Annotated in this window: 18 protein-coding genes; 13 read left to right on the forward strand and 5 right to left on the reverse strand. The window is 64.7% G+C overall.

Going from position 1 to position 22,270, the window contains the following annotated elements; genetic code table 11:
• Positions 1-317 precede the first annotated feature (317 nt).
• Together I6F20_RS33555 and I6F20_RS33560 are read right to left on the reverse strand one after the other, a co-directional pair.
• Positions 318-806 (reverse strand): MmcB family DNA repair protein, encoded by a 489-nt coding sequence (locus I6F20_RS33555; RefSeq protein WP_036024021.1) that lies wholly within the window; start codon positions 804-806, stop codon positions 318-320.
• A gap of 200 nt (positions 807-1,006) precedes the next feature.
• The gene (locus tag I6F20_RS33560) at positions 1,007-2,608 is read right to left on the reverse strand and encodes an alpha-amylase family glycosyl hydrolase (RefSeq protein ID WP_225130137.1); all 1,602 of its coding nucleotides are present in this window, start codon (positions 2,606-2,608) and stop codon (positions 1,007-1,009) included.
• Between the two features lie 158 nt (positions 2,609-2,766).
• On the opposite strand from I6F20_RS33560, the gene I6F20_RS33565 reads away from it, so the two are divergent.
• Positions 2,767-3,459 carry an MBL fold metallo-hydrolase gene (locus I6F20_RS33565; protein WP_225130139.1) on the forward strand — a complete coding sequence of 231 codons (693 nt, stop codon included), beginning with the start codon at positions 2,767-2,769 and terminating at the stop codon, positions 3,457-3,459.
• A 2-nt stretch (positions 3,460-3,461) separates the two neighbouring features.
• Here the strand turns inward: I6F20_RS33565 and I6F20_RS33570 are convergent, their stop codons facing one another.
• Entirely contained in the window at positions 3,462-3,830 is a 369-nt protein-coding gene (locus I6F20_RS33570) for a winged helix-turn-helix transcriptional regulator (RefSeq protein ID WP_036038584.1), read from the reverse strand.
• A 195-nt stretch (positions 3,831-4,025) separates the two neighbouring features.
• Here I6F20_RS33570 and I6F20_RS33575 point away from each other — a divergent pair, with 195 nt between their 5' ends.
• A complete protein-coding gene (locus I6F20_RS33575) occupies positions 4,026-4,328 on the forward strand; it encodes a hypothetical protein (RefSeq protein WP_225130141.1) in 303 nt (100 codons plus the stop codon).
• A 31-nt stretch (positions 4,329-4,359) separates the two neighbouring features.
• On the opposite strand, the gene I6F20_RS33580 is transcribed toward I6F20_RS33575, so the two are convergent.
• Positions 4,360-5,559 (reverse strand): extracellular catalytic domain type 1 short-chain-length polyhydroxyalkanoate depolymerase, encoded by a 1,200-nt coding sequence (locus I6F20_RS33580; RefSeq protein ID WP_225130143.1) that lies wholly within the window; start codon positions 5,557-5,559, stop codon positions 4,360-4,362.
• A 473-nt stretch (positions 5,560-6,032) separates the two neighbouring features.
• Between I6F20_RS33580 and I6F20_RS33585 the strand changes: the two genes are divergently transcribed.
• Entirely contained in the window at positions 6,033-7,268 is a 1,236-nt protein-coding gene (locus I6F20_RS33585) for an LLM class flavin-dependent oxidoreductase (RefSeq protein WP_225130145.1), read from the forward strand.
• A 241-nt stretch (positions 7,269-7,509) separates the two neighbouring features.
• Positions 7,510-8,886: a cytochrome P450 gene (locus tag I6F20_RS33590; protein ID WP_225130147.1), complete on the forward strand. Its 1,377-nt coding sequence runs from the start codon at positions 7,510-7,512 to the stop codon at positions 8,884-8,886.
• A gap of 128 nt (positions 8,887-9,014) precedes the next feature.
• On the opposite strand, the gene I6F20_RS33595 is transcribed toward I6F20_RS33590, so the two are convergent.
• On the reverse strand, positions 9,015-9,854 hold the full coding sequence (locus tag I6F20_RS33595) for an SDR family NAD(P)-dependent oxidoreductase (protein WP_225130149.1): 840 nt from the start codon (positions 9,852-9,854) through the stop codon (positions 9,015-9,017).
• A gap of 179 nt (positions 9,855-10,033) precedes the next feature.
• Between I6F20_RS33595 and I6F20_RS33600 the strand changes: the two genes are divergently transcribed.
• From I6F20_RS33600 to I6F20_RS33640, 9 genes are all read left to right on the forward strand, one after another.
• Positions 10,034-10,999 carry a sensor histidine kinase gene (locus I6F20_RS33600; RefSeq protein WP_057025911.1) on the forward strand — a complete coding sequence of 322 codons (966 nt, stop codon included), beginning with the start codon at positions 10,034-10,036 and terminating at the stop codon, positions 10,997-10,999.
• A 432-nt stretch (positions 11,000-11,431) separates the two neighbouring features.
• Positions 11,432-13,168, forward strand: coding sequence for a putative bifunctional diguanylate cyclase/phosphodiesterase (locus tag I6F20_RS33605; protein WP_225130296.1), 1,737 nt, complete (start codon positions 11,432-11,434; stop codon positions 13,166-13,168).
• Between the two features lie 260 nt (positions 13,169-13,428).
• Entirely contained in the window at positions 13,429-14,871 is a 1,443-nt protein-coding gene (locus tag I6F20_RS33610; protein ID WP_225130151.1) for a sigma-54 interaction domain-containing protein, read from the forward strand.
• A 244-nt stretch (positions 14,872-15,115) separates the two neighbouring features.
• Positions 15,116-17,149, forward strand: a complete 2,034-nt coding sequence (locus I6F20_RS33615; RefSeq protein WP_225130153.1) for an acyl CoA:acetate/3-ketoacid CoA transferase — start codon at positions 15,116-15,118, stop codon at positions 17,147-17,149.
• A 104-nt stretch (positions 17,150-17,253) separates the two neighbouring features.
• Positions 17,254-18,438 (forward strand): substrate-binding domain-containing protein, encoded by a 1,185-nt coding sequence (locus tag I6F20_RS33620; RefSeq protein ID WP_225130154.1) that lies wholly within the window; start codon positions 17,254-17,256, stop codon positions 18,436-18,438.
• Between the two features lie 200 nt (positions 18,439-18,638).
• Complete coding sequence (locus I6F20_RS33625; protein WP_225130156.1) at positions 18,639-19,415, forward strand: ABC transporter ATP-binding protein; 777 nt, start codon at positions 18,639-18,641, stop codon at positions 19,413-19,415.
• A complete protein-coding gene (locus I6F20_RS33630) occupies positions 19,412-20,134 on the forward strand; it encodes an ABC transporter ATP-binding protein (RefSeq protein ID WP_036038610.1) in 723 nt (240 codons plus the stop codon). The genes I6F20_RS33625 and I6F20_RS33630 overlap by 4 nt, the downstream gene beginning before the upstream one ends.
• On the forward strand, positions 20,131-21,141 hold the full coding sequence (locus tag I6F20_RS33635) for a branched-chain amino acid ABC transporter permease (RefSeq protein ID WP_036002397.1): 1,011 nt from the start codon (positions 20,131-20,133) through the stop codon (positions 21,139-21,141). The genes I6F20_RS33630 and I6F20_RS33635 overlap by 4 nt, the downstream gene beginning before the upstream one ends.
• Entirely contained in the window at positions 21,138-22,223 is a 1,086-nt protein-coding gene (locus I6F20_RS33640) for a branched-chain amino acid ABC transporter permease (RefSeq protein WP_225130158.1), read from the forward strand. The genes I6F20_RS33635 and I6F20_RS33640 overlap by 4 nt, the downstream gene beginning before the upstream one ends.
• The last annotated feature ends 47 nt before the right edge of the window (positions 22,224-22,270 follow it).

Here is a 22,270-nt window from a genome sequence, read left to right on the forward strand (position 1 = left end):
GGCAGCCACAAACTGCTCTGGGTGGGCTCGATCCGATCGCCAGCGGCCTGCCGGGGTTGCAGCCCCGGCAGGCCATTCCTCTCGGAACACCCCAATCAATATCCGATTGCGCTATTACAAGGGTGGGCAAAGGCGCGAAGCGCCGTGCCCACGTTCTCTATTTCGATCCTGATTAATTTTAATTGGTGGGCACGCTTCGCTTTGCCCACCCTACGACACTGCGTAGCCCGGATGGAGCGCAGCGTAATCCGGGATTGGCGCGACGGGCTGCAATTGTCCCGGATTGCGCTGCGCTCCATCCGGGCTACGAAGTCAGCCTACTCCCAGAAATCCGCATGGCCCTGCGGATCGACCAGGCGATTGATCCGCAAGGCCGCCGCCATCGCGAACCGCACCGTCATCTGCTTGCGGGTGGCGGCGGCGAGCTTGTGCTCGGGTGCCTCGCAATGCAGGTGCGCGCCGTAGGCGTCGGCGACGATCAGGCCGGTGTCATCGGGGAAGATCTCGCACGGCAGATCCTGCGTGAAGGCGAAGAACAGCCGGTCGCAATGGGCGCGGTATTCGTGCCATTTCTGATCGGCGCGCAAATCCTCGACCGACGACTTGATCTCGACGATCCAGATCTCGCCGCGCTCGTTCAGCGCGACGAGATCGGCGCGCCGGCCCGACGGCAGCGGCAATTCGCTGATGCAGGAGAAGCCGAGCGAGCGCAACAGACGCGCGGTGCCGCGCGCGATCGCCAGCGCCGTCTCCGACTGGCGACGATCCGGCGGCGGCACGAGTGTGATGCGGGCGGTGTTGTCCATGGCGGGAGAATAGCCGATTCCATCCCGCCCGTCATTCCGGGGCGCGCGCAGCGCGAGCCCGGAATCCATAACCACAGGGAGACGTGTGGGGCAAAGCGGGCAACTCCGAGTCGTCGCAAAACTTCTTCCTGTGGTTATGGGTCCTCAGATGCGCAATTGCGCATCATAGCTCGCGACTTCGTCCCGCCCCGGGACGACAGTTAGGTGGGTGACGCCACCACCACGCCCTCGTTGCCGCGCAGGTCCAGCACGCCTTCGATCTCCTCACCTTCGCGATCCAGGAACGTCGACAGCAAGATGCTGCTGCCGAAACGGATCGCGCTGCTGGTCACCGCGACCGGATCGGGGCCGAGATTGAGCGCGACGATCACGGCCTTGCCGCCGGCCGCGCGGCGATAGATCAGCAGATCGCCTTGCGCGGCGATCGGATGATAATCGCCCGTGACCAGCGGGGGGCAGCTCTTCCGCAAGCCGATCAGGCGCTTGTAGAGATTGAGGATCGAACGCGGATCGGCTTCGAGATTGGCGACATTCTCGCGGATGTGATCCTCCGGCAGCGGCAGCCACGGCCTTGCTTGCGAAAAACCTGCGAAGTTCGAGGAATCCCATTGCATCGGCGTGCGGCAGCCGTCGCGGCCGACACCGATGCCGGGGACGTTCTTCTCGAAGGGATCGCGCACGTCCTCCGGCGCGATCGCGAGCTGGTGCATGCCGATCTCGTCACCGTAGTAAAGCGTCGGCGTGCCGCGCAGCGTCAGCAGCAGCATGGCCGCGACGCGGGCCTGCTCGGGCCCGACGCGGCTCGCGACGCGCGGACGATCGTGATTGCCGAGCACCCAGTTCGGCCAGGCGCCGCGCGGCAATGCCTTTTCGTAATCCTCGATGATCTTTTCGATCGAGCGGGCGCTCCAGAACGTCGAGAGCAGCGCGAAGTTGAACGGCATCTGCGCGCCGGTGAGATCGTTGCCGTAATAGGCCACGAGCCGGTGCAGCGGCAGATAGATTTCGCCGATCAAGACGCGCGCGCCATAGGAATCGGTGACGCGCCGCATCTCGGCGATAACGTCATGCACCTCCGGCTGGTCGGTGGAATATTGCGTGAGGATTTTTTCGTTCGGCGGACGGCCCTCGACGTAGTGCGGATTGGCCGGATTGTCGCGGAATTCGGCGTCCTTGATCAGGTGCCAGATCACGTCGACGCGAAAGCCGTCGACGCCCTTGTCGAGCCAGAACCGCATCACGTCGTAGATCGCTTTGCGGACGTCCGGATTGCGCCAGTTGAGATCCGGCTGCTGGGCGAGGAAGGCGTGGTAGTAATATTGCCCCGTGATCTCGTCGAAAGCCCACGCGCTGCCGCCGAACTCGGACAACCAATTGTTCGGAACGCCGCCGCCTGGCGCCGGATCGCGCCAGATGTACCAGTCGCGCTTGGGATTGTCGCGCGAGGACCGGCTCTCGGTGAACCAGGGATGCAGGTCGGAGGTGTGGTTCGGCACGAGATCGAGGATCAGCTTCAGGCCATTGTCGTGGGCGGCCGCGAGCAACGCGTCGAAATCGGCCATCGTGCCGAACAGCGGCTCGATGCCGACATAGTCCGAGATGTCGTAGCCGAAATCGGCCATCGGCGAGGGAAAGATCGGCGACAGCCAGATCGCATCGACGCCGAGCGATTTGACGTGAGGCAGCCTCTTGAGGATGCCGGCGAGATCGCCGACGCCGTCACCGTCCGAGTCCTGAAACGAGCGCGGATAGATCTGATAGAAGATGCCGTCGCGCCACCAATTCTCGTTGTCGTGAGCCATGCCGACCACCCAAATCTGACGCCTTGCGCGGGAGAACGCGACAGCAACGCCCCGGTTCAAATTGGCAGGCCAATTGGGACGGCCGTGTGACGGTTGTTCCAGGGCGTGGGGACGAATCTTTTGCTTGGCGGCCCGGCAAAAATCGGCATTGTGAGGCCATGACCGAGCAAAACGACACCCAAGAATCCCGGCGAGAATCCCGGCAAGCCAAGGCGGGCGCGATCATCGTTCCCGTGACGCTGTTCGAGCAGAACTGCACCATCATCTGGGACGAGCCTTCCAAGAAGGCCGTGGTGATCGATCCCGGCGGCGACGTGCCGAAGATCCTGGATGCGATCAAGCAGACCGGCGTCACGGTGGAGAAGATCTGGCTGACCCACGGCCATATCGACCATGTCGGCGGCGCGGCCGAGCTGCGCGATGCGCTGACGGTGCCGATCGAGGGACCGCATGTCGCGGACAAGTTCCTGCTCGACAACGTCGTGGCGAGCGGCGCGCGCTTCGGCATGACGGGAGGACGCGATTTCACGCCCGACCGCTGGCTCGACGAGGGCGACAGCGTGTCGATCGGCGGCTTGCAGTTCGATATCCTGCATTGTCCGGGTCATTCGCCCGGCAGCGTGGTGTTCTTCAACAAGGATCTGCGGTTTGCCCATGTCGGCGACGTCCTGTTCGCCGGCTCGGTCGGACGCACCGACCTGCCCGGCGGCAGTCACGCCACGCTGATCAGTTCGATCAAGACGAAATTGCTGCCGCTCGGCGACGATGTCGGCTTCATCTGCGGCCACGGCGCCGGCTCGAGCATCGGCCAGGAACGGATGACCAATCCGTTCATCACCGGCGAGATGTAGGCTTATTCAGCGGCGTCCGCGAGTGCCGTCGCCTCACCGAGATTGCGTTCGCCCCACTCGCGGATTGCGGCAACGACGGGGACGAAGCTCTTGCCCTTGCGCGTCAGGCGGTACTCGACCTTCGGCGGGACCTCGCCGAAATCCTTGCGGTCGATCAGGCCGCTCATCGTCAACGCCTTCAATTCGCGGCTGAGCACGCGCGGGGTGATCTCGGCGCTGCCTGACGCGCCGCGCAGCAAGCCGCTTCTGATCTCGCCGTAGCGCCGCGGGCCGTCCTTGAGGTCCCAGACGATGCGCAGCTTGTATTTGCCGCTGATCATCTTCTGGAACGCCGCAACCGGACAGGTGCGCGCGGGAGACGTCTTCGCCATGTCGTTTCCTCCATGTGGAAGATTCTTGTTTTGACGCGTTTTCTTTACGCGAACCGGTATCCACTTCGCTCGAAAACGCTATGCGATGAGGATAGGAGCAACGGCGAAAAAGTCCATACTATCAATTTTGTCCATACTTGCGGGATCGTATCGAGCGCGCAGATGATGACGCACAAGACGAACAGGGAGCGTCACATGAAGCACTTCATGATCAGGTACGCGTTCAAGAACGGCACGACGGAGGAGTGGCACCGCGAGATCGGCCGCTTCATCAGGGCGATCGACGCCGATGCGGAGCTGAAGGGGAGGATCGGTTATCGTTGCCTGAAGCATCGCGACGACGGCAGCTATCTCCACTTCGCCAGCGTCGCCGACGATGCTGCGCAGAAAACGCTGCAATCGCGGGACTTCTTCAAGCACTACCAGGAGGTGACGCGGAAGGTCGCGGGCGGCGAGATCAGCGTGACACCGGTCGAGGTGATCGATCAGACGGGGTAGACCTTGCCCTCCGGACGACAGCGGGGTGGAGCTATTTCATCAGCCCCGCAGCCGTGAGCGCGCGCGTGATGATCTGGCCGAGGTCGAAGCCGCGCGCCTTCTCGCCCTGCGGCTCGGCCGGCTCCGCGGCGACCGCGGTGCGGATCGAGCGGGCGAGATGCGGCGCGGGCGAGAGCGCCGGTTTCGCGGCAGGCTTCGTCGCGGGCTTCGTCGTGGATTTGGCTTCCGCCTTCGTCGTCGCGGCGTCCGCAATCCAGCCGGTGAGGCCGAAGAACTTTGCGATGTGGTAGGACGAGGAGATGCCGGCCTCGATCAGGAAGGCGCCTTCGATGCCGTAGCGCTGATCGTTGTCGGCGAGCCCAAGCGGCGTGCCGTGCGCCATGTCGGTGATGGCATAGGACTCGACCAGCGTCTCGCCGTCCTTGTCCCACCAGGCCTGGCGCGGATAGCCGTCGACATTGGTCTCCGCCATCGGCAGTTCGGGCAAGCCATGCAGGTCGAGCCACTGCTTGACGATCTCGTTGGCATTGCCGGGATTGACGGTGCGGTCGGCGCTGCCGTGCCACACCGAGACCCTCGGCCAAGGGCCGCGATGGTCGGAGGCGCTGCGCACGAGATCGCCGAGCTCGCGCGAAGGGCGCGCCGGGGAATGAAACATGCCGTCGAGCGCCTCGCGCAAGTTCGAGGCGATGCCGTAAGGCAGCCCGGCAATGATCGCGCCGGCCGCAAAGACTTCCGGATAGGTCGCGAGCATCACCGAGGTCATGCCGCCGCCGGCCGACAGGCCGGTGATGAAGACGCGCCTGGGATCGATGCGATGCGTCTTCACCATGTGCGCGATCATCGCGCGGATCGAACCCGGCTCGCCGCTGTCCCGCGCGGTGTCCTCCGGATTGAACCAGTTGAAGCAGGTGTTGGCATTGTTGATGCGCTGCTGCTCGGGCATCAACAGCGCAAAGCCGTAATGTTGCGCGAGCGTCGACCAGCCCGCGCCGAGATCGTAAGCGGCCGCCGTTTGCCCGCAGCCATGCAGCACGACGACGAGCGCGCGCGGCCGCTGCAATTGCGCCGGCACGAACGCGAACATGCGCAAGGCGCCGGGATTGTCGCCGAAGCCAGTGACCTCCTGCAGCGGGCTCGATCCATCTGCACCGCGGCCGGGCTCGGCGAAGCGCAGTCCGTCCAGCCGGGGCAGACGTCTCAACAGATCGATGTTTCTGGCTAACGACACGGCAAGTTCCTGGTGGGCGACGTTCAACGTCCAGCCCAACCAGATAGTTGCTGCGGCGCAAAATAAAAAGACCGTGCGCTGTCAATCTCGGGAAATTGGCTGAAAATCTGCAAGAATCCGCACGTATTAACCGCAACGTCGCAATCTCGTGCCGATGCGCGGCGTATCCGCGCCGGAAATGCGGCGCCCATCATGACGAATGTCACAAATGACAAGAGCGAGGCGAGGAATTCTGCGCGCGCTGATTGTGAGGCTTCGCGGAGGTGTCGAACGCGAATGAAGGGACCCGCCCAGTCGCGCTCGCGTGTCGTTATCGTGATGAAGCGCGAAGCGGGCGAGGACTACGCAACGTCTCGCTTGCCACCGCGCATGCCTGCATTCCACCGCGCGGGACATCGCGTGATTGCGTTCGTGCCGTCAGGCACGTAGCCTGACACGACCAACAAACAGAAAATTCAGCCGGAGAGACCGCCATGGCGCGCCTGAAGTTCGGAGCCTTTCTTGCCCCGCATCACCCGATCGGGGAGCATCCGATGCTGCAGTTCCGGCGCGATCTCGACCTGGTCGAGCAGCTGGATGCGCTCGGCTATGACGAGTTCTGGTGCGGCGAGCATCATTCCTCGGGCTGGGAGATGATCGCCTCGCCCGAGATGTTCCTGGCCGCGGCCGGCGAGCGCACCAAGCGGATCAAGCTCGGCACCGGCGTTGTGTCGCTGCCCTATCACCATCCCTTCAACGTTGCCCAGCGCATGGTGCAGCTCGACCATATGACCGGCGGCCGCGCCATTTTCGGCTCCGGACCGGGCGCGCTCGCCTCCGACGCGCACACGCTCGGCATCGATCCGATGACGCAGCGCGATCGCCAGGACGAGGCGATCGGCATCATCCGCCGCCTTTTCAACGGCGAGCGCGTCACCGCCAAAAGCGACTGGTTCACGATGAACGACGCCGCGCTGCAGATCCTGCCCCTGCAGGAGGAGATGCCGTTCGTGGTAGCTTCGCAGATCTCGCCCTCCGGCATGACGCTCGCCGGCAAATACGGCATCGGCATCATCTCGCTGGGCTCGATGACGACGCAGGGCCTGATGTCGCTGCAGCAGCAATGGCAGTTCGCCGAGGATGCCGCCAAAAAGCACGGAACCACGGTGCGCCGCGCCGACTGGCGCGTGCTCTTGACCTGGCACATCGCGGAAACGCGTGAACAAGCCCGCCGCGAGGCCGGCGCCGGGCTGATGCGCTGGCACAACGAATATAATGTCGGCACGCTGCAGCGGCCGGGCCTCACCGCGTTCTCCTCGCCCGACGAGGCCGTCGACAAGACCGCCTTCGTCGAGGGGGCGGCGTCCACCATCGGCACGCCCGACGATCTCGTCAAAACCATCAAGAACGTGATGCAGGTCTCCGGCGGCGTCGGCGCCGTCATCGGCTTCGTTCACGACTGGGCCAATCCGGAAAACACCCGCCGGAGCTGGGACATGGTGGCGCGCTACGTTGTGCCCGAGATCAACGGCTATATCGACGGGCTGCGCAGGTCGCAAAAATTCGTGATCGAGAACCGCGCGATCTTCGAGCGTGCGGGTCAGGCCGTGATGGCCAAGATCATGGAGAATGAGAAGGCCGCCGAGGCGCTGAAGGTGACAGGCCCCGGCCGCGTCGCCATTCCCGCCGTCAACGCGCCGGATCTGCAGAAGGAAGCGGCGAAGCGGTAGGCACTCCACTCGTCGCCCCGGGGCGCGCGCAGCGCGAGCCCGGGACCCATAACCACAGGATGCGGATTTACGAAGACTCGGAGCTACCAGCCTCGCACCAAAACTCCTCCCTGTGGTTATGGGTCTCCGCCTCCGCGGGGACGACGGCGGTGGGAGTGACGATTTTGTGCGCAAGACGACCGCAGCTCATCGCGGCCGGATCGTGCTATGTTTGCGGGGCCAGCCAACCGGAGCAATCGTCATGTCGATGCAGAATGTGGCCGCCCCTGCGCTTCCGTTCACTCCGCCCAAGCGCAACGAGCTGACCCACATTCCCGGCGACGAAGGCTGGCCGATCATCGGCAAGACCTTTCAGGTGCTCGCCGATCCCAAGGGCCATATCGAGGCGAACGGCGCCAAGTACGGACTGGTCTACCGCACGCACTTTTTCGGCGAGACCAACGTCGTGCTGCTCGGGCCCGAGGCCAACGAGCTCGTGCTGTTCGACCAGCAGAAGCTGTTCTCCTCGACCCATGGCTGGGACAAGGTGCTGGGGCTGTTGTTTCCGCGCGGATTGATGCTGCTCGATTTCGAGGAGCATCGCCTGCATCGCAAGGCGCTCTCGGTCGCGTTCAAGTCCGGGCCGATGAAGTCCTATCTCGGCGATCTCGACCGGGGCATTTCCGCGCGCGTCGCGCAGTGGAAGGCGAAGCCGGGCGAGATGCAGCTTTATCCGGCGATGAAACAGCTCACGCTCGATCTCGCCGCGGCCTCGTTCCTCGGCGCCGATATCGGGCCCGAGGTCGACGAGATCAACCGCGCCTTCATCGACATGGTGGCCGCCGCCGTCACCCCGATCCGCCGCCCCCTGCCCGGCACCCAGATGGCGCGAGGGGTGAAGGGACGCAAGCGCATCATCGCCTATTTCCGCGAGCAGATTCCGCTGCGGCGCGGCAATCACGGTGGCGACGATCTGTTCTCGCAGCTCTGCCGCGCCACCCATGAGAACGGCGCGCTGCTGTCGGACCAGGACATCATCGACCATATGAGCTTCCTGATGATGGCCGCGCACGACACGCTGACCTCGTCACTGACCTCCTTCATCGGCGAGCTCGCCGCCAATCCGGACTGGCAGGACCGGCTGCGCGCGGAGGTGCTCGCGCTCGGCCTCGCCTCCGGCGCGCCGACCAGCTTCGACGATCTCGAGAAGATGCCGCTGACCGAGATGGCGTTCAAGGAAGCGCTGCGGCTCAAGCCGCCGGTGCCGTCGATGCCGCGCCGCGCGATGCGCGATTTCAGCTTCAAGGGTTTTGCGATTCCCGCCGGCACGGCGATCGGCATCAACCCGCTCTATACCCACCACATGAAGGAGATCTGGCCGGAGCCGGACCGTTTCGATCCCATGCGCTTCACCGAGGACGCACAGCGTGGCCGTCACCGTTTCGCCTTCGTGCCGTTCGGCGGCGGCGCGCATATGTGCCTCGGCCTGCACTTCGCCTACATGCAGGCGAAATGTTTCGCGCGGCATTTCCTGGAGAATATCGAAGTGTCGCTCGCGCCAGGCTACAAGCCCGACTGGCAGATGTGGCCGATCCCGAAGCCGCGGGACGGGCTGCGGGTGAAGGTGAAGGCGGTTTAGGCGCCGATCTCGTAGGGTGGGCAAAGCGAAGCGTGCCCACCACGTTTCTCCGGGTGCAAACATCGATGGTGGGCACGGCGCGCGAAGGGCGCGCCTTTGCCCACCCTACGGCACCATCGCCGGAGCTGCTACGCCTCCTGGTCGAACGCCTTGCGCAGGGCCACATAGCCCTGCTGCTGCTGGCTCCAGTTGCGGCCGCCGGTCATGGCGCCGTCGACGACGAGGTCGTGGCCGTTGATGAAGCTGGATTCGTCGCTGGCCAGGAACACTGCGGCCTGGGCGATATCTTCAGGAAGACCCGCGCGGGGGATCGGCTGCGCGGTCTTGTAGACTTCGCGCATCACCGCCGGCGTCTTCTCGGCGGCATCGGTCGAGAGCCCCAGCGCCTTGCCGAAGATGCCGGTCGCGATCGCGCCGGGCGAGATCGAGTTGACGCGAACGTTGGATTCGCCGAGCTCCATCGCCACGCATTTGGTGAGATGGATCACCGCCGCCTTGGCCGCGCCATAGACCATCGACGACGAGAAGCCGGCGAGGCGGCCGGCAATGCTGCCATTGTTGATGATGCTGCCGCCGCCCTGCTTCTTCATGTAGGGCGCGGCGTGCTTCATGCCGAGCATGACGCTGCGCACCAGCGTCGCCATCGCCGCATCGAACCGCTCGACCTCGAGCCCTTCGATGCCGCCGGTCTGTGCCGGCCCGCCGGCATTGTTGAACAGGCAATCGATCCTGCCGAACTTGTCGACCGCGAGCGCGATCAGCGCCTGCATCTGCGCTTCGACGGTGACGTCGGTCTGACGGAAGATGCAGCTTTCCCCGAGCTGCTTCGCCAGCGCCTCGCCTTCCGGTACGCGCCGGCCTGCGATCACAATTTTGGCACCTTCGGCAACGAAGACTTCCGCAGTGCGCAATCCGATGCCGCTCGTCGCCCCCGTGATCACCGCAACCTTGTCGTCCAGCCTGCCCATGGAATGTTCCTGTTTTCGAGTGATTTGATGCCAAATGGCGAATGCCGGCCGCCGCCGTCGCCGCAGCGGTCACTATTCCTGCCCGCTTCCGACAAGGCAAGCTATGCTTGTATGGGCGGCATGCGTAACATCCTCACGGGCCGCTCGACCGTCGAACGCCTATCGCAACCAGGCAGTGCATGAGGAAGCTGATCGAGGAGTTCCGCAAGGGCTGGCAGGGTGCGGCGCCGCCCTCGCTCGCTCTGAGCATCGGCTTTGCGGTGGTCTGCCTGTTGGCTGCAACCCTGGTCCGCTGGGGCCTCGCTCAGGTTCGTCCCGACATCTATTTCACGCCGTACTTCCCGGCCGTCTTCTTTGCTGCGGCCCTGGGCGGATTCCGGATCGGCATCGTGACGGCGCTCGTCGGCGGCGTGCTCGGCGTCGCGCTGAATTTCGGCGATGCGTTTGCCGATCGCGCGCGGTTTGTCCTGCTGGCGCTTTACTGGACCGTGTGCGCGATCACCATCTGGGGTGTCGAGCACTATCGCACCATGTTGGCCGAGCAGCGCCGAATTTCCAGACGCCTGATCGAGGAAGAAGATTATCGCAAGCTGCTGGTCGAGGAGCTCCAGCATCGGCTGAAGAACAAGCTGTCGACGGTGCATGCCGTGGTGCACCAGGTGTTGCACGACCAGCCGCAGGTCTGGGCCCGGGTCGATCCGCGGCTGCGCTCGCTGGCCGCAACCGATGATTTGATCTCGCGGATCGACAAAGCCGGCTGCGACATCCGCGACCTTCTGATCTCCGAGCTCGGGCCTTACGGCCATGTCCGCTTCACGCTCAACGGCGAGCGGCTGTTCCTGCCGCCCAAGCTCGCGGTCACGCTGTCATTGATGTTTCACGAGCTTGCCACCAATGCAGGCAAGTACGGCGCATTCTCCTCACCGCGCGGTCTGTTGCAGGTGTCATGGACCATCACCGACGACCGCCTGACGATCACCTGGGACGAAACCGAAGGACCGAGTGTGGACAAGGTGTCGGAGCCCGGCTTCGGCACCAAGCTCTTGAAGTCGGCGCTGTCGGCTTTCGACGGCAAAACTGAGATCTCGTATCTGAAAACCGGGCTGCATTGCATCATGCAGTGCCGAATTCCACGAAGCGAGTAGACGTCGCAACATGTAAGGTGTGCTCCTTGCTGCCCGCGCGGTGGCGCAATCGCGTGTGGCACTTGCGCGACCTGAGCAAGCGCCTCGTCCTTCGAGACGACCGCTTCGCGGTCTCCTCAGGATGAGGCTAAGCGGCATCGGTGCTCGGGTGATATCGCGCAGCGCACTCCGACCCTCATCCTGAGGGCCCGCCCACCGCGGGCGTCTCGAAGGATGGCCGCAGGCGAAATCGCTCCCACGCGGATACTTCGCTGTTTCGCCGAGCGCGTTGACGCTCCGTTAATGACGATCGCCAGCGCGCGTCCGATCGTCGCAAGTTTTCTCCAAAACACCCCCGTATTTCTCCTGACCCCTTAACCAAACTTAAGAGGGAACCGCGGAAGATCGCGCCCATTGCAAAGGCGCGCTGAAACAACAAGATTCATGACTTCTATGAACGACAATCAATATTCCGGCGCGACTGAAGCCGAGCTCGGTTTTCTCAAGGAAATCGTTAGAATGCTGCCGGCCGGCCTCACCGTGCAGGACGCGCATGGCGAGCTGCTGCTGGTCAACGATGCCGCCGCCGCGCAGCTCGGCCTGGATGGCAGCCGTCCTTCACCCGATCTGACGCCGCGGCGCGAGGCCTGCCGCCAGGCCCTGAGCGACGGGCAGCCGGTCGTGACCGAGGAATCGCTTCACGTCGGCGCCGCGCGAAAGGTGCTGCTCACGACCCATCGCCCCGTTCGTCTCGACGGACGCGAGCTGCTGATCTCGGCATCCTCCGACATCACCGAGCAGAAGAATTTCGAGGACCAGCTGTTCCGCTCGGCCTATTTCGACGAGCTGACCGGGCTGCCCTCGCGCCGCGTGATCGAGCACCGCGCCAATGCCCTGCTCGCGCGCGACGACGGCGGCGAACGCTTTGCGTTGGCCTTCCTCGACGTCGACAATTTCAAGCACATCAACGACTATTACGGTCACGCCGTGGGCGACGCGCTGCTGGTCGAGCTGGCGAAGCGGCTCGGACGGGACTTGCGCGATTCCGACATACTCTCGCGCATCTCGGGCGACGAATTCCTGCTGCTGCTGTCACCGGTCCAGAGCCAGGAGGAAGTCGCCGAATTCATGCAATCGACGCTGGAGCGGCTGACCGCGCCGTTCTTCATCGACCATTCGGAAGTGTTCGCCTCGACCTCGGTCGGCATCAGCCTCTATCCCGACCATGGACGCAGCTTCGAAACGCTGCGGCAGAACGCGGACATCGCGATGTACCGCATCAAGAACAATGGCAAGGGACTGGCCGCCTTCTTCGATGCCAGCATGGAGCGCGAGGCGCAGGCGCGGATGAAGGTCGAGCAGTCGCTGCGGCTCGCCATCCTGGAAAAGCGCTTCTGCTGCGCCTTCCAGTCCAAGGTCGACATCCGCACGCAGGCCGTGAAGGGCATCGAGGCCCTGGTGCGCCTGCGCGACGACGAAGGCGTGATCCAGGCGCCCGGCTCGTTCATCAATCTCGCCGGCGAGCTCGGCCTGATCGACGAGCTGACCCATCTCGTGCTCGCCGAGATCGTCAAGTCGATCGACCTGATCAACGACACGTTCGGCCCGGAAGCGACCATCAGCATCAACGTTGCCGCCAAGCAGGCCGGCAATCCCGAGTTCATGCGCAGCTTTGCGCAGGCGCTGGAGGAGACCGGCTTTCCGCAGCGGTTCATGATCGAGGTGACGGAAGATGCTTTCGTCGCCAAGAATCATTTTCAGGACGAGATCCTGCCGATGTTCCGCAAGCTCGGCGTCGGCGTCTCCATCGACGATTTCGGCACCGGCTATTCCTCGCTCTCGGCGCTGGCCGACATCACCGCCGACGAGATCAAGATCGACCGCTCCTTCATCACCGACATTCATAATCGTCCGCGCAGCCAGGGTATCCTGCGCGCGATCGAATCCTTGAGCGAGGCGCTCGGCATGACGGTGATCGCCGAAGGCCTCGAAACCTACGAGGAGCTGGCCTATCTGCAGGCCGCCACCAAGATCCGCTACGCGCAGGGCTATTATTTCTCCCGGCCGATCTTCCTGGAGGAGCTGAAGCTCGCAACGCCCTCCTCGAGCGAGGCGCGGGTCAGCGTGGCAAGCCGCCCGGCGCAACAGCACCGCCAGGGCTATTCGCGGGCGAGCGGGTACCGGCGGTAGGGGCGGCGCGACACATACCGCTGTCGTCCCGGGGCGCGAAGCGAACCCGGGACTCATACCCAAAAGGAAAGACTCGGAGTGGGAGCGTCGCGCAGCACTGCGCCCTGTGATTATGGGTCCCGGGCTCGCGCTTTGCGCGCCCCGGGACGACAGCGATTGCTGAGCTGGGTTCAGCGCCCATTCGTCCTTTGGCGCCATTTCCCCCTTTGAAATCGCTGCACTTTTGCTAATACACGGGGCGGACCTCCCCGAGGTATCTCATGCCTGCCGCCGCCTCCTCGATCAGCGATCCCGCCTATCTCCGTGCGCGCGCGATGGAAACGCTGTTCGAGCGGCTGGAGAAGCTCTGCGAGGGCGCGATTGCGATCGATCGCGGCGGGCGCGTCGTCTACGTCAACGAGAAATATCTTGCCGCGCTCGGTCTCGACCATGCCAGCGAGGCGATCGGCCGGTCGATCGAGGAGGTCATCCCGAACAGCCTGATGCGGAAGGTGGCCGAGACCGGCGAGCCGATCCTGCTCGACATCATGGAGCTCGGCGGCGAACAGCTCGTCGTCACCCGCATGCTGATCGAGGACGAGAACGGGACGGTGATCGGCGCGATCGGCTTCGTGCTCTATGATCATCTCGAAAGCCTGAAGCCCCTGCTCGCCCGCGTCGCCCAGCTCGAGAGCGATCTGCGGCTGGCTCGGCGGCAATTGTCCAACGCCCGCGCGGCGCGCTTCACCTTCGCCGATTTCGTCGGCACGACGCCGGCGATCGCGCGCGCCAAGGAGATCGCCAGCCGCGCCGCGCGGCAGAGCGTCACCGTCCTGCTCACCGGCGAAACCGGGACGGGCAAGGAGATGCTGGCACAGGCGATCCACAACGCCTCCTCGCGCGCCGATAAGCCGTTCGTCAGCGTCAACGTCGCCGCCATCCCCGAGACCCTGATCGAATCGGAGTTCTTCGGCACTGCGCCGGGGGCCTATACCGGCGCTGACCGACGGGGACGCGAGGGCAAGTTCCGCATTGCCGACGGCGGCACGCTGTTCCTCGACGAGATCGGCGAGATGCCGCTGCAATTGCAGGCCAAGCTGCTGCGCGTGCTGCAGGAGCGCGAGATCGAGCCGCTCGGCTCGGACAAGATCACCAGGGTCGACGTCCGCGTCATCGCCGCGACCAATGTGGACCTGCGCAAGCGTGTCAGCGACGGCGCATTTCGCGCCGATCTCTACTACCGGCTCAACGTGCTTTCAGTCGACCTGCCGCCGCTGCGCCACTGCCTCGACGATCTCCCCGATATCTGCGCCCGGCTGCTCGACGACATCAGCGCGTCCGGCGATTACGTCAAGGCGAAGATCACGCCGAGCGCGCTCGCTGCGCTCGCCCGTTACGATTGGCCGGGCAATGTCCGCGAGCTCCGCAACATCCTCGAGCGCGCGCTGATCCTCAGCGATTCCGGGCGGCTCACCGGCGAGGATGTCGCCCGCATTCTCCCCATCGGCACCGAGGTCAGGCTTGCACCGGCCGAGCGCCCGGCCGGATTGGTGGTGCCCTATGCCGAGGCCGAGGCCGAGTTCGAGAAGCAGACGCTCGAGCAGGCGCTCGCCGCCAGCAACGGCCAGATCACCGAGGCCGCCAGGATGCTGCGGATCTCGCGCGCGACCTTCTACAAGAAGCTCGCCAAGTTCGGCCTCACCTCGGGATCGGCACCCGTCTGAGTTTCGAGACACCGGACTGTCCGGAGTCTCGGATTCCGGTCACCGCACCCGGCTGCTCTTCCGAGGCGAATTGCAGGCAATTGCCGCAGATTTCAGCGGTTTTGCGCGAGGTTGCGGGATCTGGCGCGGACCTTGCTCTCCGCTTTGCCGTCTTTCCTTCGCGAGGAGCAACCTGTTCCGGGGCAGCGCTTCGCGATAAGATCAAGCACAACAAGGCTACGGTCCAGGGAGCGGGAGGAACGCCGTGAGCCATCATCCAGCTCTGCCTTACTTGCGCAATTCCGAGAAGGGCAAGGTCGTCTCGGCGAATGAAGCCGTCATGCTGATCCGCGACGGCGACACGGTGGCGACCGGCGGCTTCGTCGGCATCGGCTTTGCCGAGGAGATCGCCATCGCACTGGAGGAGCTCTATCTGTCCCAGGAGGGCGATGCGCCCTATACGCAAGGCAAGCCGCGCAATCTGACGCTGGTCTATGCGGCCGGTCAGGGCGACGGCAAGCAGCGCGGCCTCAATCATTTCGGACATGAAGGCCTGGTGCGGCGCGTGATCGGCGGGCATTGGGGCCTTGTGCTGAAACTGCAGCAGCTCGCGATCGCGAACCAGATCGAGGCCTATAACCTGCCGCAGGGGGTCATCACCCATCTGTTCCGCGACATCGCCGCGCACCGGCCCGGCCACATCACCCGCGTCGGCATGGGCACCTTCGTCGATCCCCGGCACGGCGGCGGCAAGCTGAACGCACGCACCACCGAGGACCTGGTGGAGCTGATCACGCTGCGCGGCGAGGAGTGCCTGCTCTACAAGACCTTCCCGATCGATGTCGGGATCATCCGCGCCACCACCGGCGATCCCGACGGCAATCTCACCATGGAGAAGGAGGCCCTGACGCTGGAGGCGCTTGCCATCGCCATGGCGGCGCATAATTCCGGCGGCATCGTCATCGCCCAGGTCGAGCGCGTCGCCGAGGCCGGCAGCCTCAATCCGCGTCAAGTGAGGATTCCCGGCATCCTCGTCGACTGTGTCGTGGTGTCGAGGCCCGAGAACCACTGGCAGACTTTCGGCACGCAATACAATCCGGCTTTCTCGAGCGAGATCCGGGTCCGCGCCGCCTCGCTGCCGGTGATGCCGATCAGCGAGCGCAAGATCATCGCCCGGCGCGCGGCGCTGGAGCTGAAGGCCAACAGCGTCGTCAATCTCGGCATCGGCATGCCCGAGGGGATCGCCTCGGTCGCCAATGAAGAGCGGATCATCGACCTCATCACGCTGACGGCGGAGCCGGGCGTGATCGGCGGCATCCCGGCGAGCGGCATCGATTTCGGCGCGGCGATCAACACGCAGGCGGTGATCGACCAGCCGTACCAGTTCGACTTCTACGACGGCGGCGGTTTGGACGCCGCCTTCCTTGGGCTTGCCCAGGTCGACCGCGCCGGCAACCTCAATGTCAGCAAGTTCGGGCCGAAGCTCGCAGGCGCTGGCGGCTTCATCAACATCAGCCAGAACGCCAAGGAAGTGATCTTCGTCGGCACGTTCGGTGCGGGCAAGCAACGCATCGCGGTAAAGGACGGCAAGCTCGTCATCCTGGACGAGGCCACGTCGCGCAAATTCGTCGAGAATGTCGAGCACGTCACCTTCAGCGGCCCGTTTGCCGCCGCACGCAAGCAACGCACCCTTTACGTCACCGAGCGCTGCGTGTTCGAGCTCCGGGAGGACGGGCTCGAGCTCGTCGAGGTCGCGCCCGGCATCGACATCGAGCGCGACATCCTGCGCCTGATGGACTTCAAGCCGCTGATCCCGCGCGACCCCGCCCTGATGGACGCGCGCATCTTCGGCGACGGCCTGATGGATCTGCGCGAGCGCCTGCTCACCATCCCGCTCGACCAGCGCTTCACGCTGGACGAGCAGCAGAACCTGTTCTTCGTCAATCTCGAGCGCTATCCGCTGCGCAGCAAGGCGGAGATCGACACCATCGCCGCCATCGTCGAGGCCCGCCTGGCGCCGCTCGGACGCCGCGTCTACGCCATCGTCAATTATGACAATTTTTCTATCCTGCCGGAACTGATGGACGATTATTCGGCCATGGTGCGCAGCCTCGTCGACCGCTTCTATTCCGGCGTGTCGCGCTACACCACGTCGGGTTTCCTGCGCATCAAGCTCGGCGAAGCCCTGGAGAAGCGCGGCGTCGCGCCGCACATCTTCGAGAGCGCGGAGGAAGCGCAGTCGGACTGGCGCCAGGTCGAGGCCGGCGCGGCGCGCAATGCGAGCCAGGCTCAAAAATGATGCATGCTCTCGCGCCGGCGCACGCCGCCGGAAGGATCAATTGCAATGTTCGTGACGTTGTGCAAATCGCTGTTGGCAGAAACTTTACATCAGGAGGGACCATCGTGCGTCGATCACTCATCATAACAACAACCATCCTCGCGCTCGGCGCGGGCACCTCCGCGCTCGCCGACGATCTCAAGATCGCGCTGATCTACGGCAAGACCGGTCCGCTCGAGGCCTACGCCAAGCAGACCGAGACCGGCCTGAAGATGGGATTCGAATACGCCACCAAGGGCAGCATGACGCTCGACGGCCGCAAGATCGTCATCATCACCAAGGACGACCAGGGCAAGCCGGACCTCGCCAAGGCCGCGCTCTCGGAGGCCTATCAGGATGACAAGGTCGATATCGCGATCGGCACGACCTCGTCGGCCGCGGCGCTCGCCATTCTTCCCGTCGCCGAGGAGAACAAGAAGATCCTGATCGTCGAGCCCGCGGTCGCGGACCAGATTACCGGCGAGAAATGGAATCGCTACATCTTCCGCACGGCGCGCAACTCCTCGCAGGACGCGATCTCCAACGCGGTCGCGATCGGCAAGCAGGGCGTCACCGTGGCGACGCTGGCGCAGGACTACGCCTTCGGCCGCGACGGCGTCGCCGCGTTCAAGGAGGCGCTCGCCAAGACCGGCGCGACGCTCGCGGCCGAAGAATATGCCCCGACTTCGACCACCGACTTCACCGCGGTCGGCCAGCGCCTGTTCGACGCGCTGAAGGACAAGCCGGGCCGCAAGGTGATCTGGGTGATCTGGGCCGGCGCCGGCAATCCGCTGGCCAAGCTCCAGGACATGGACCCGAAGCGCTACGGCATCGAGCTCTCCACCGGCGGCAACATCCTGCCGGCGCTCGCCGCCTATAAGGGTCTGCCCGGCATGGAAGGCGCGACCTACTACTTCTATGAGATCCCGAAGAACCCGGTGAACGACTGGCTCGTCGCCGAGCATCAGAAGCGCTTCAACGCGCCGCCGGACTTCTTCACCGCGGGCGGCTTTGCGGCTGCGATGTCCGTCGTCGCCGCCGTCACCAAGGCGAAGTCGACCGACACCGAGAAGCTGATCAGCGCCATGGAGGGCCTGGAGTTTGACACGCCCAAGGGCAAGATGGTGTTCCGGAAAGAGGACCATCAGGCGCTGCAGAGCATGTATCACTTCAAGGTCAAGGTCGATCCGAACGTCGCCTGGGCCGTGCTCGAGCCGGTGCGCGAGCTGAAGATCGAGGACATGACCGTTCCGATCAAGAACAAGCGGTAAGCTTTCTTGCTTCACCTCTCCCGCTCTTGTCCGCCGAAGCCTTGGCGAAGGCGGATGCGGAGAGGCCGGGAGAGGACACCTTCCTCTTGGGGGTTCTCGCCTGCGGAGACAGCCCTCTCCCCGACCCTCCCCCGCAAGCGGGGGAGGGAGCGCAGCGTGACCTGCGGATCTATCTCGTTTCATCATTTGCCAGACTCTCCATGCCGCTCACCCTCGAAACCCGCGACCTCACCATCCGCTTCGGCGGCCATGTCGCGGTCAACAATGTCTCCTGCACGTTTCGCCCGGGCGAGCTGACCGCCATCGTCGGGCCGAACGGCGCTGGCAAGACCACCTATTTCAATCTGATCTCGGGCCAGCTGCGGGCATCCGGCGGCAGCATCGTGTTCGACGGCGCCGACATCACCGAGCATTCCGCACCAATGCGCACCCGTGCGGGTCTCGGACGTGCTTTCCAGCTCACCAATCTCTTCCCGAACCTCTCAGTGGAAGAGAATGTCCGCCTCGCAGTGCAGGCGGCAGCGGGCACGCATTACGACATGCTGCGGCCCTGGATGGTGCGCCGTGACCTGATCGCGCGCGCCGACGCCATCCTCGACCAGGTCGCGCTCGGCAATCGCCGCGGCGTCACTGCGACCGCGTTGTCGCATGGCGACCAGCGCAAGCTCGAGGTCGCGCTGATGATCGCGCTCGAGCCAAAAGTCTTCATGTTCGACGAACCGACCGCCGGCATGAGCATCGACGAGGTGCCGATCGTCCTGAACCTGATCGCGCAGCTCAAGCAGGACAGGAGCAAGATCATCCTCCTGGTCGAGCACAAGATGGATGTGGTGCGCTCGCTCGCCGACCGCATCATCGTGCTGCATAACGGGCAGCTGGTGGCGGACGGCGCACCCGCCGAGGTGATCGCCTCGCCGATCGTGCAGGAAGCCTATCTCGGCGTCGCGCCCAAAAGCGCTGCAGGGAGCGCAGCATGAGCGATCTCCTCAAGCTTTCCGGCGTGCACACCCATATCGGGCGCTATCACATCCTGCAGGGCATCGATCTCGCCGTTGCGGAAGGACAGGTCACGATGCTGCTCGGCCGCAACGGCGCCGGCAAGACCACGACGCTGCGGACCATCATGGGCCTGTGGCAGGCCTCGAAAGGCGAGATCACCCTGGCAGGCCAGCGCATCGAGAGCCTTGCGACGCCCGACATCGCGCGGCTCGGCGTCGGCTACGTGCCGGAGAGCATGGCCGTGTTCTCCGATCTCACGGTGAAGGAGAACCTGGTGCTGGCGGCGCGCGACGCGCCGCTCGACGACAAGCAGCTGGATTGGATCTTCGGCTTCTTCCCGGCGCTGCGCCGCTTCTGGCTGTCGCGCGCGGGAAGCCTGTCGGGCGGGCAGAAGCAGATGCTGTCGATTGCGCGCGCGATCGTCGAGCCGCGCAAGCTGCTCCTGATCGACGAGCCGACCAAGGGCCTCGCGCCCGCCATCGTGATGGCGCTGATCGAGTGCCTGAAGGAGATCAAGCGCAAGGGCGCCACGATCCTGATGGTCGAGCAGAATTTCTTTGCCGCCCGCGAGCTCGGCGACAACGTGCTGGTGATGGACAACGGCACCATCGTTCATCGCGGCGAGATGGCGGCACTCGCCGCCGACGTGCCGCTGCAGGAGCGGCTGCTCGGCCTGAGCCTGGAGGCGCATCAGTGACAGACCTTGCCGCAACCGATCCGCTGCCGAAGCCGAAGCGCGATCTCGCGCCGATCCTGCTGCCGCTCGCGCTCGCGCTGCTGATGATCCCGCTGATCGGATCGACCTCGTCCTGGCTGACCCTGACCGTCGCAAGCCTCGCCATGGGCATGATGATCTTCATCATGGCCTCAGGGCTAACGCTGGTGTTCGGCCTGATGGACGTGCTCAATTTCGGCCACGGCGCCTTCATCGCCGTCGGCGCCTATGTCGCGACCCTGGTGCTGGCGCCGTTCGCGGCGTCCATCCAGGCCGATTCGCTCTGGATGAACCTCGCGGTGCTGGGGCCAGCCGCGCTGCTCTCAATGGCGGTGTCGGGTGCGCTCGGCCTCGTCGTCGAGCGCGTGCTCATCCTTCCCGTCTACGGCCAGCACCTGAAGCAGATCCTGATGACCACCGGCGGCCTGATCGTCGCCGAGCAGACGCTCTATGCGCTGTGGGGACCGCAGATCATCCCGATGCCGCTGCCGGCCTCGCTGCGCGGCTCCTTCATCATCGGCGACGTCGCGATCGCCAAGTACCGCGTGCTGGCGATGCTGATCGGGCTTTCCGTCTTCATCGCGATCCAGCTCGTGCTCAACCGCACCAAGCTCGGCCTCCTGATCCGCGCCGGCGTCGAGAACCGCGAGATGGTGGAGGCGCTCGGCTACCGCATCCGCCGCCTGTTCCTCGGCGTGTTCATGACCGGATCGGCGCTGGCCGGCCTCGGCGGCGTGATGTGGGCGCTTTACCGCGAGCAGGTGCACGCCTCCATGAGTGACGACCTCACCGTCCTGATCTTCATCGTCGTCATCATCGGCGGGTTGGGATCGATCGGCGGCTGCTTCATCGGCGCCATCCTCGTCGCCATGGTCGCCAATTACGGCGGCTTCCTGGTGCCGAAGCTCGCCCTCGTCTCCAACATCCTGCTGATGGTCGCCATTCTGATGTGGCGGCCGCGCGGCCTCTATGCGGTGACCAGCCGATGATGATCCTCTCAGGCGATCCGCCGCGCAGCCGCGTCCTGACGCTCGTTCTCGTCGTCATCATCCTGGCGCTGGCGGCAACGCCATTCCTGTTCCCGGGCGCCAAGGCACTGAACGTCGCGGCCAAGATCTGCATCTTCGCAGCCCTCGTCGCCTCCTACGATCTCCTGCTCGGCTATACCGGCTCGGTGTCGTTCGCCCACACCATGTTCTACGGCATCGGCAGCTACGCGATCGCGATCGCGCTGTACGGCATGGGTCCGAACTGGGCCGCGGTCGCCACCGGCATCGTCGCCGGCCTGCCGCTCGCAGCCCTGCTTGCGCTCGCCATCGGGCTGTTCTCGCTGCGGGTCGCGGCGATCTTCTTCGCCATGATCACGCTCGCGGTCGCCTCGGCCTTCCAGGTGCTGGCCTCGCAGCTGTCCTGGCTGACCGGTGGTGAGGACGGGCGCAGCTTCCAGCTGCCGGAGCTGCTGCGCCCCGGCACGGTGCTGATCTCCAAGAACCTGTTCGGCTTCGAGATCAACGGCCGCATCCTGACCTTCTACCTGGTGTTCGCGATCTCGGCCCTGATGATCCTCGCGCTGCTGCGCGTCGTGAACTCGCCGTTCGGGCGCGTGCTCCAGGCGATCCGCGAAAATCGTTTCCGGGCCGAGGCGCTCGGCTTCCGCACCGTGTTCCACCTCACCTACGCCAACTGCCTCGCCGCTCTCGTCGCAGCCAGCGCCGGCATCCTGAATGCGCTGTGGCTGCGCTATGCAGGTCCCGACACCTCGCTGAGCTTCTCCATCATGCTCGACATCCTGCTGATGGTGGTGATCGGCGGCATGGGCACGATCTACGGCGCGATCATCGGCGCCACCATCTTCATCCTCGCCCAGAACTATCTGCAGTCGCTGATGGGCGTCGCCTCCAAGGCGGCGGGCGAAGCCGGGCTGCCACTGCTGCCGGGGCTGTTGCATCCCGACCGCTGGCTGCTGTGGCTCGGGCTGCTATTCATCGCCAGCGTCTATTTCTTCCCGACCGGCGTGGTCGGACGGCTGCGCCATGGCGGCGGCAAGAAGACCGCTGGCGCCTCGCATTAACCGATGATTCATGATGCAGCGCCGCGTTTGCGGCGGCGCCGCACAAC

Origin of the sequence: Bradyrhizobium sp. IC3123 (assembly GCF_020193625.1) — a bacterium.
GTDB lineage: Bacteria > Pseudomonadota > Alphaproteobacteria > Rhizobiales > Xanthobacteraceae > Bradyrhizobium > Bradyrhizobium yuanmingense.

Excerpts from the sequence above, each read along its gene's own strand:
- I6F20_RS33610 (WP_225130151.1), top strand. The coding sequence starts at position 13,429 with ATGCCTGCCGCCGCCTCCTCGATCAGCGATCCCGCCTATCTCCGTGCG.
- I6F20_RS33605 (WP_225130296.1), top strand. The coding sequence starts at position 11,432 with ATGAACGACAATCAATATTCCGGCGCGACTGAAGCCGAGCTCGGTTTT.
- I6F20_RS33595 (WP_225130149.1), bottom strand. The coding sequence starts at position 9,854 with ATGGGCAGGCTGGACGACAAGGTTGCGGTGATCACGGGGGCGACGAGC.
- I6F20_RS33640 (WP_225130158.1), top strand. The coding sequence starts at position 21,138 with ATGATGATCCTCTCAGGCGATCCGCCGCGCAGCCGCGTCCTGACGCTC.
- I6F20_RS33575 (WP_225130141.1), top strand. The coding sequence starts at position 4,026 with ATGAAGCACTTCATGATCAGGTACGCGTTCAAGAACGGCACGACGGAG.
- I6F20_RS33565 (WP_225130139.1), top strand. The coding sequence starts at position 2,767 with ATGACCGAGCAAAACGACACCCAAGAATCCCGGCGAGAATCCCGGCAA.
- I6F20_RS33625 (WP_225130156.1), top strand. The coding sequence starts at position 18,639 with ATGCCGCTCACCCTCGAAACCCGCGACCTCACCATCCGCTTCGGCGGC.
- I6F20_RS33570 (WP_036038584.1), bottom strand. The coding sequence starts at position 3,830 with ATGGCGAAGACGTCTCCCGCGCGCACCTGTCCGGTTGCGGCGTTCCAG.
- I6F20_RS33555 (WP_036024021.1), bottom strand. The coding sequence starts at position 806 with ATGGACAACACCGCCCGCATCACACTCGTGCCGCCGCCGGATCGTCGC.
- I6F20_RS33600 (WP_057025911.1), top strand. The coding sequence starts at position 10,034 with ATGAGGAAGCTGATCGAGGAGTTCCGCAAGGGCTGGCAGGGTGCGGCG.
- I6F20_RS33590 (WP_225130147.1), top strand. The coding sequence starts at position 7,510 with ATGTCGATGCAGAATGTGGCCGCCCCTGCGCTTCCGTTCACTCCGCCC.
- I6F20_RS33560 (WP_225130137.1), bottom strand. The coding sequence starts at position 2,608 with ATGGCTCACGACAACGAGAATTGGTGGCGCGACGGCATCTTCTATCAG.
- I6F20_RS33630 (WP_036038610.1), top strand. The coding sequence starts at position 19,412 with ATGAGCGATCTCCTCAAGCTTTCCGGCGTGCACACCCATATCGGGCGC.
- I6F20_RS33585 (WP_225130145.1), top strand. The coding sequence starts at position 6,033 with ATGGCGCGCCTGAAGTTCGGAGCCTTTCTTGCCCCGCATCACCCGATC.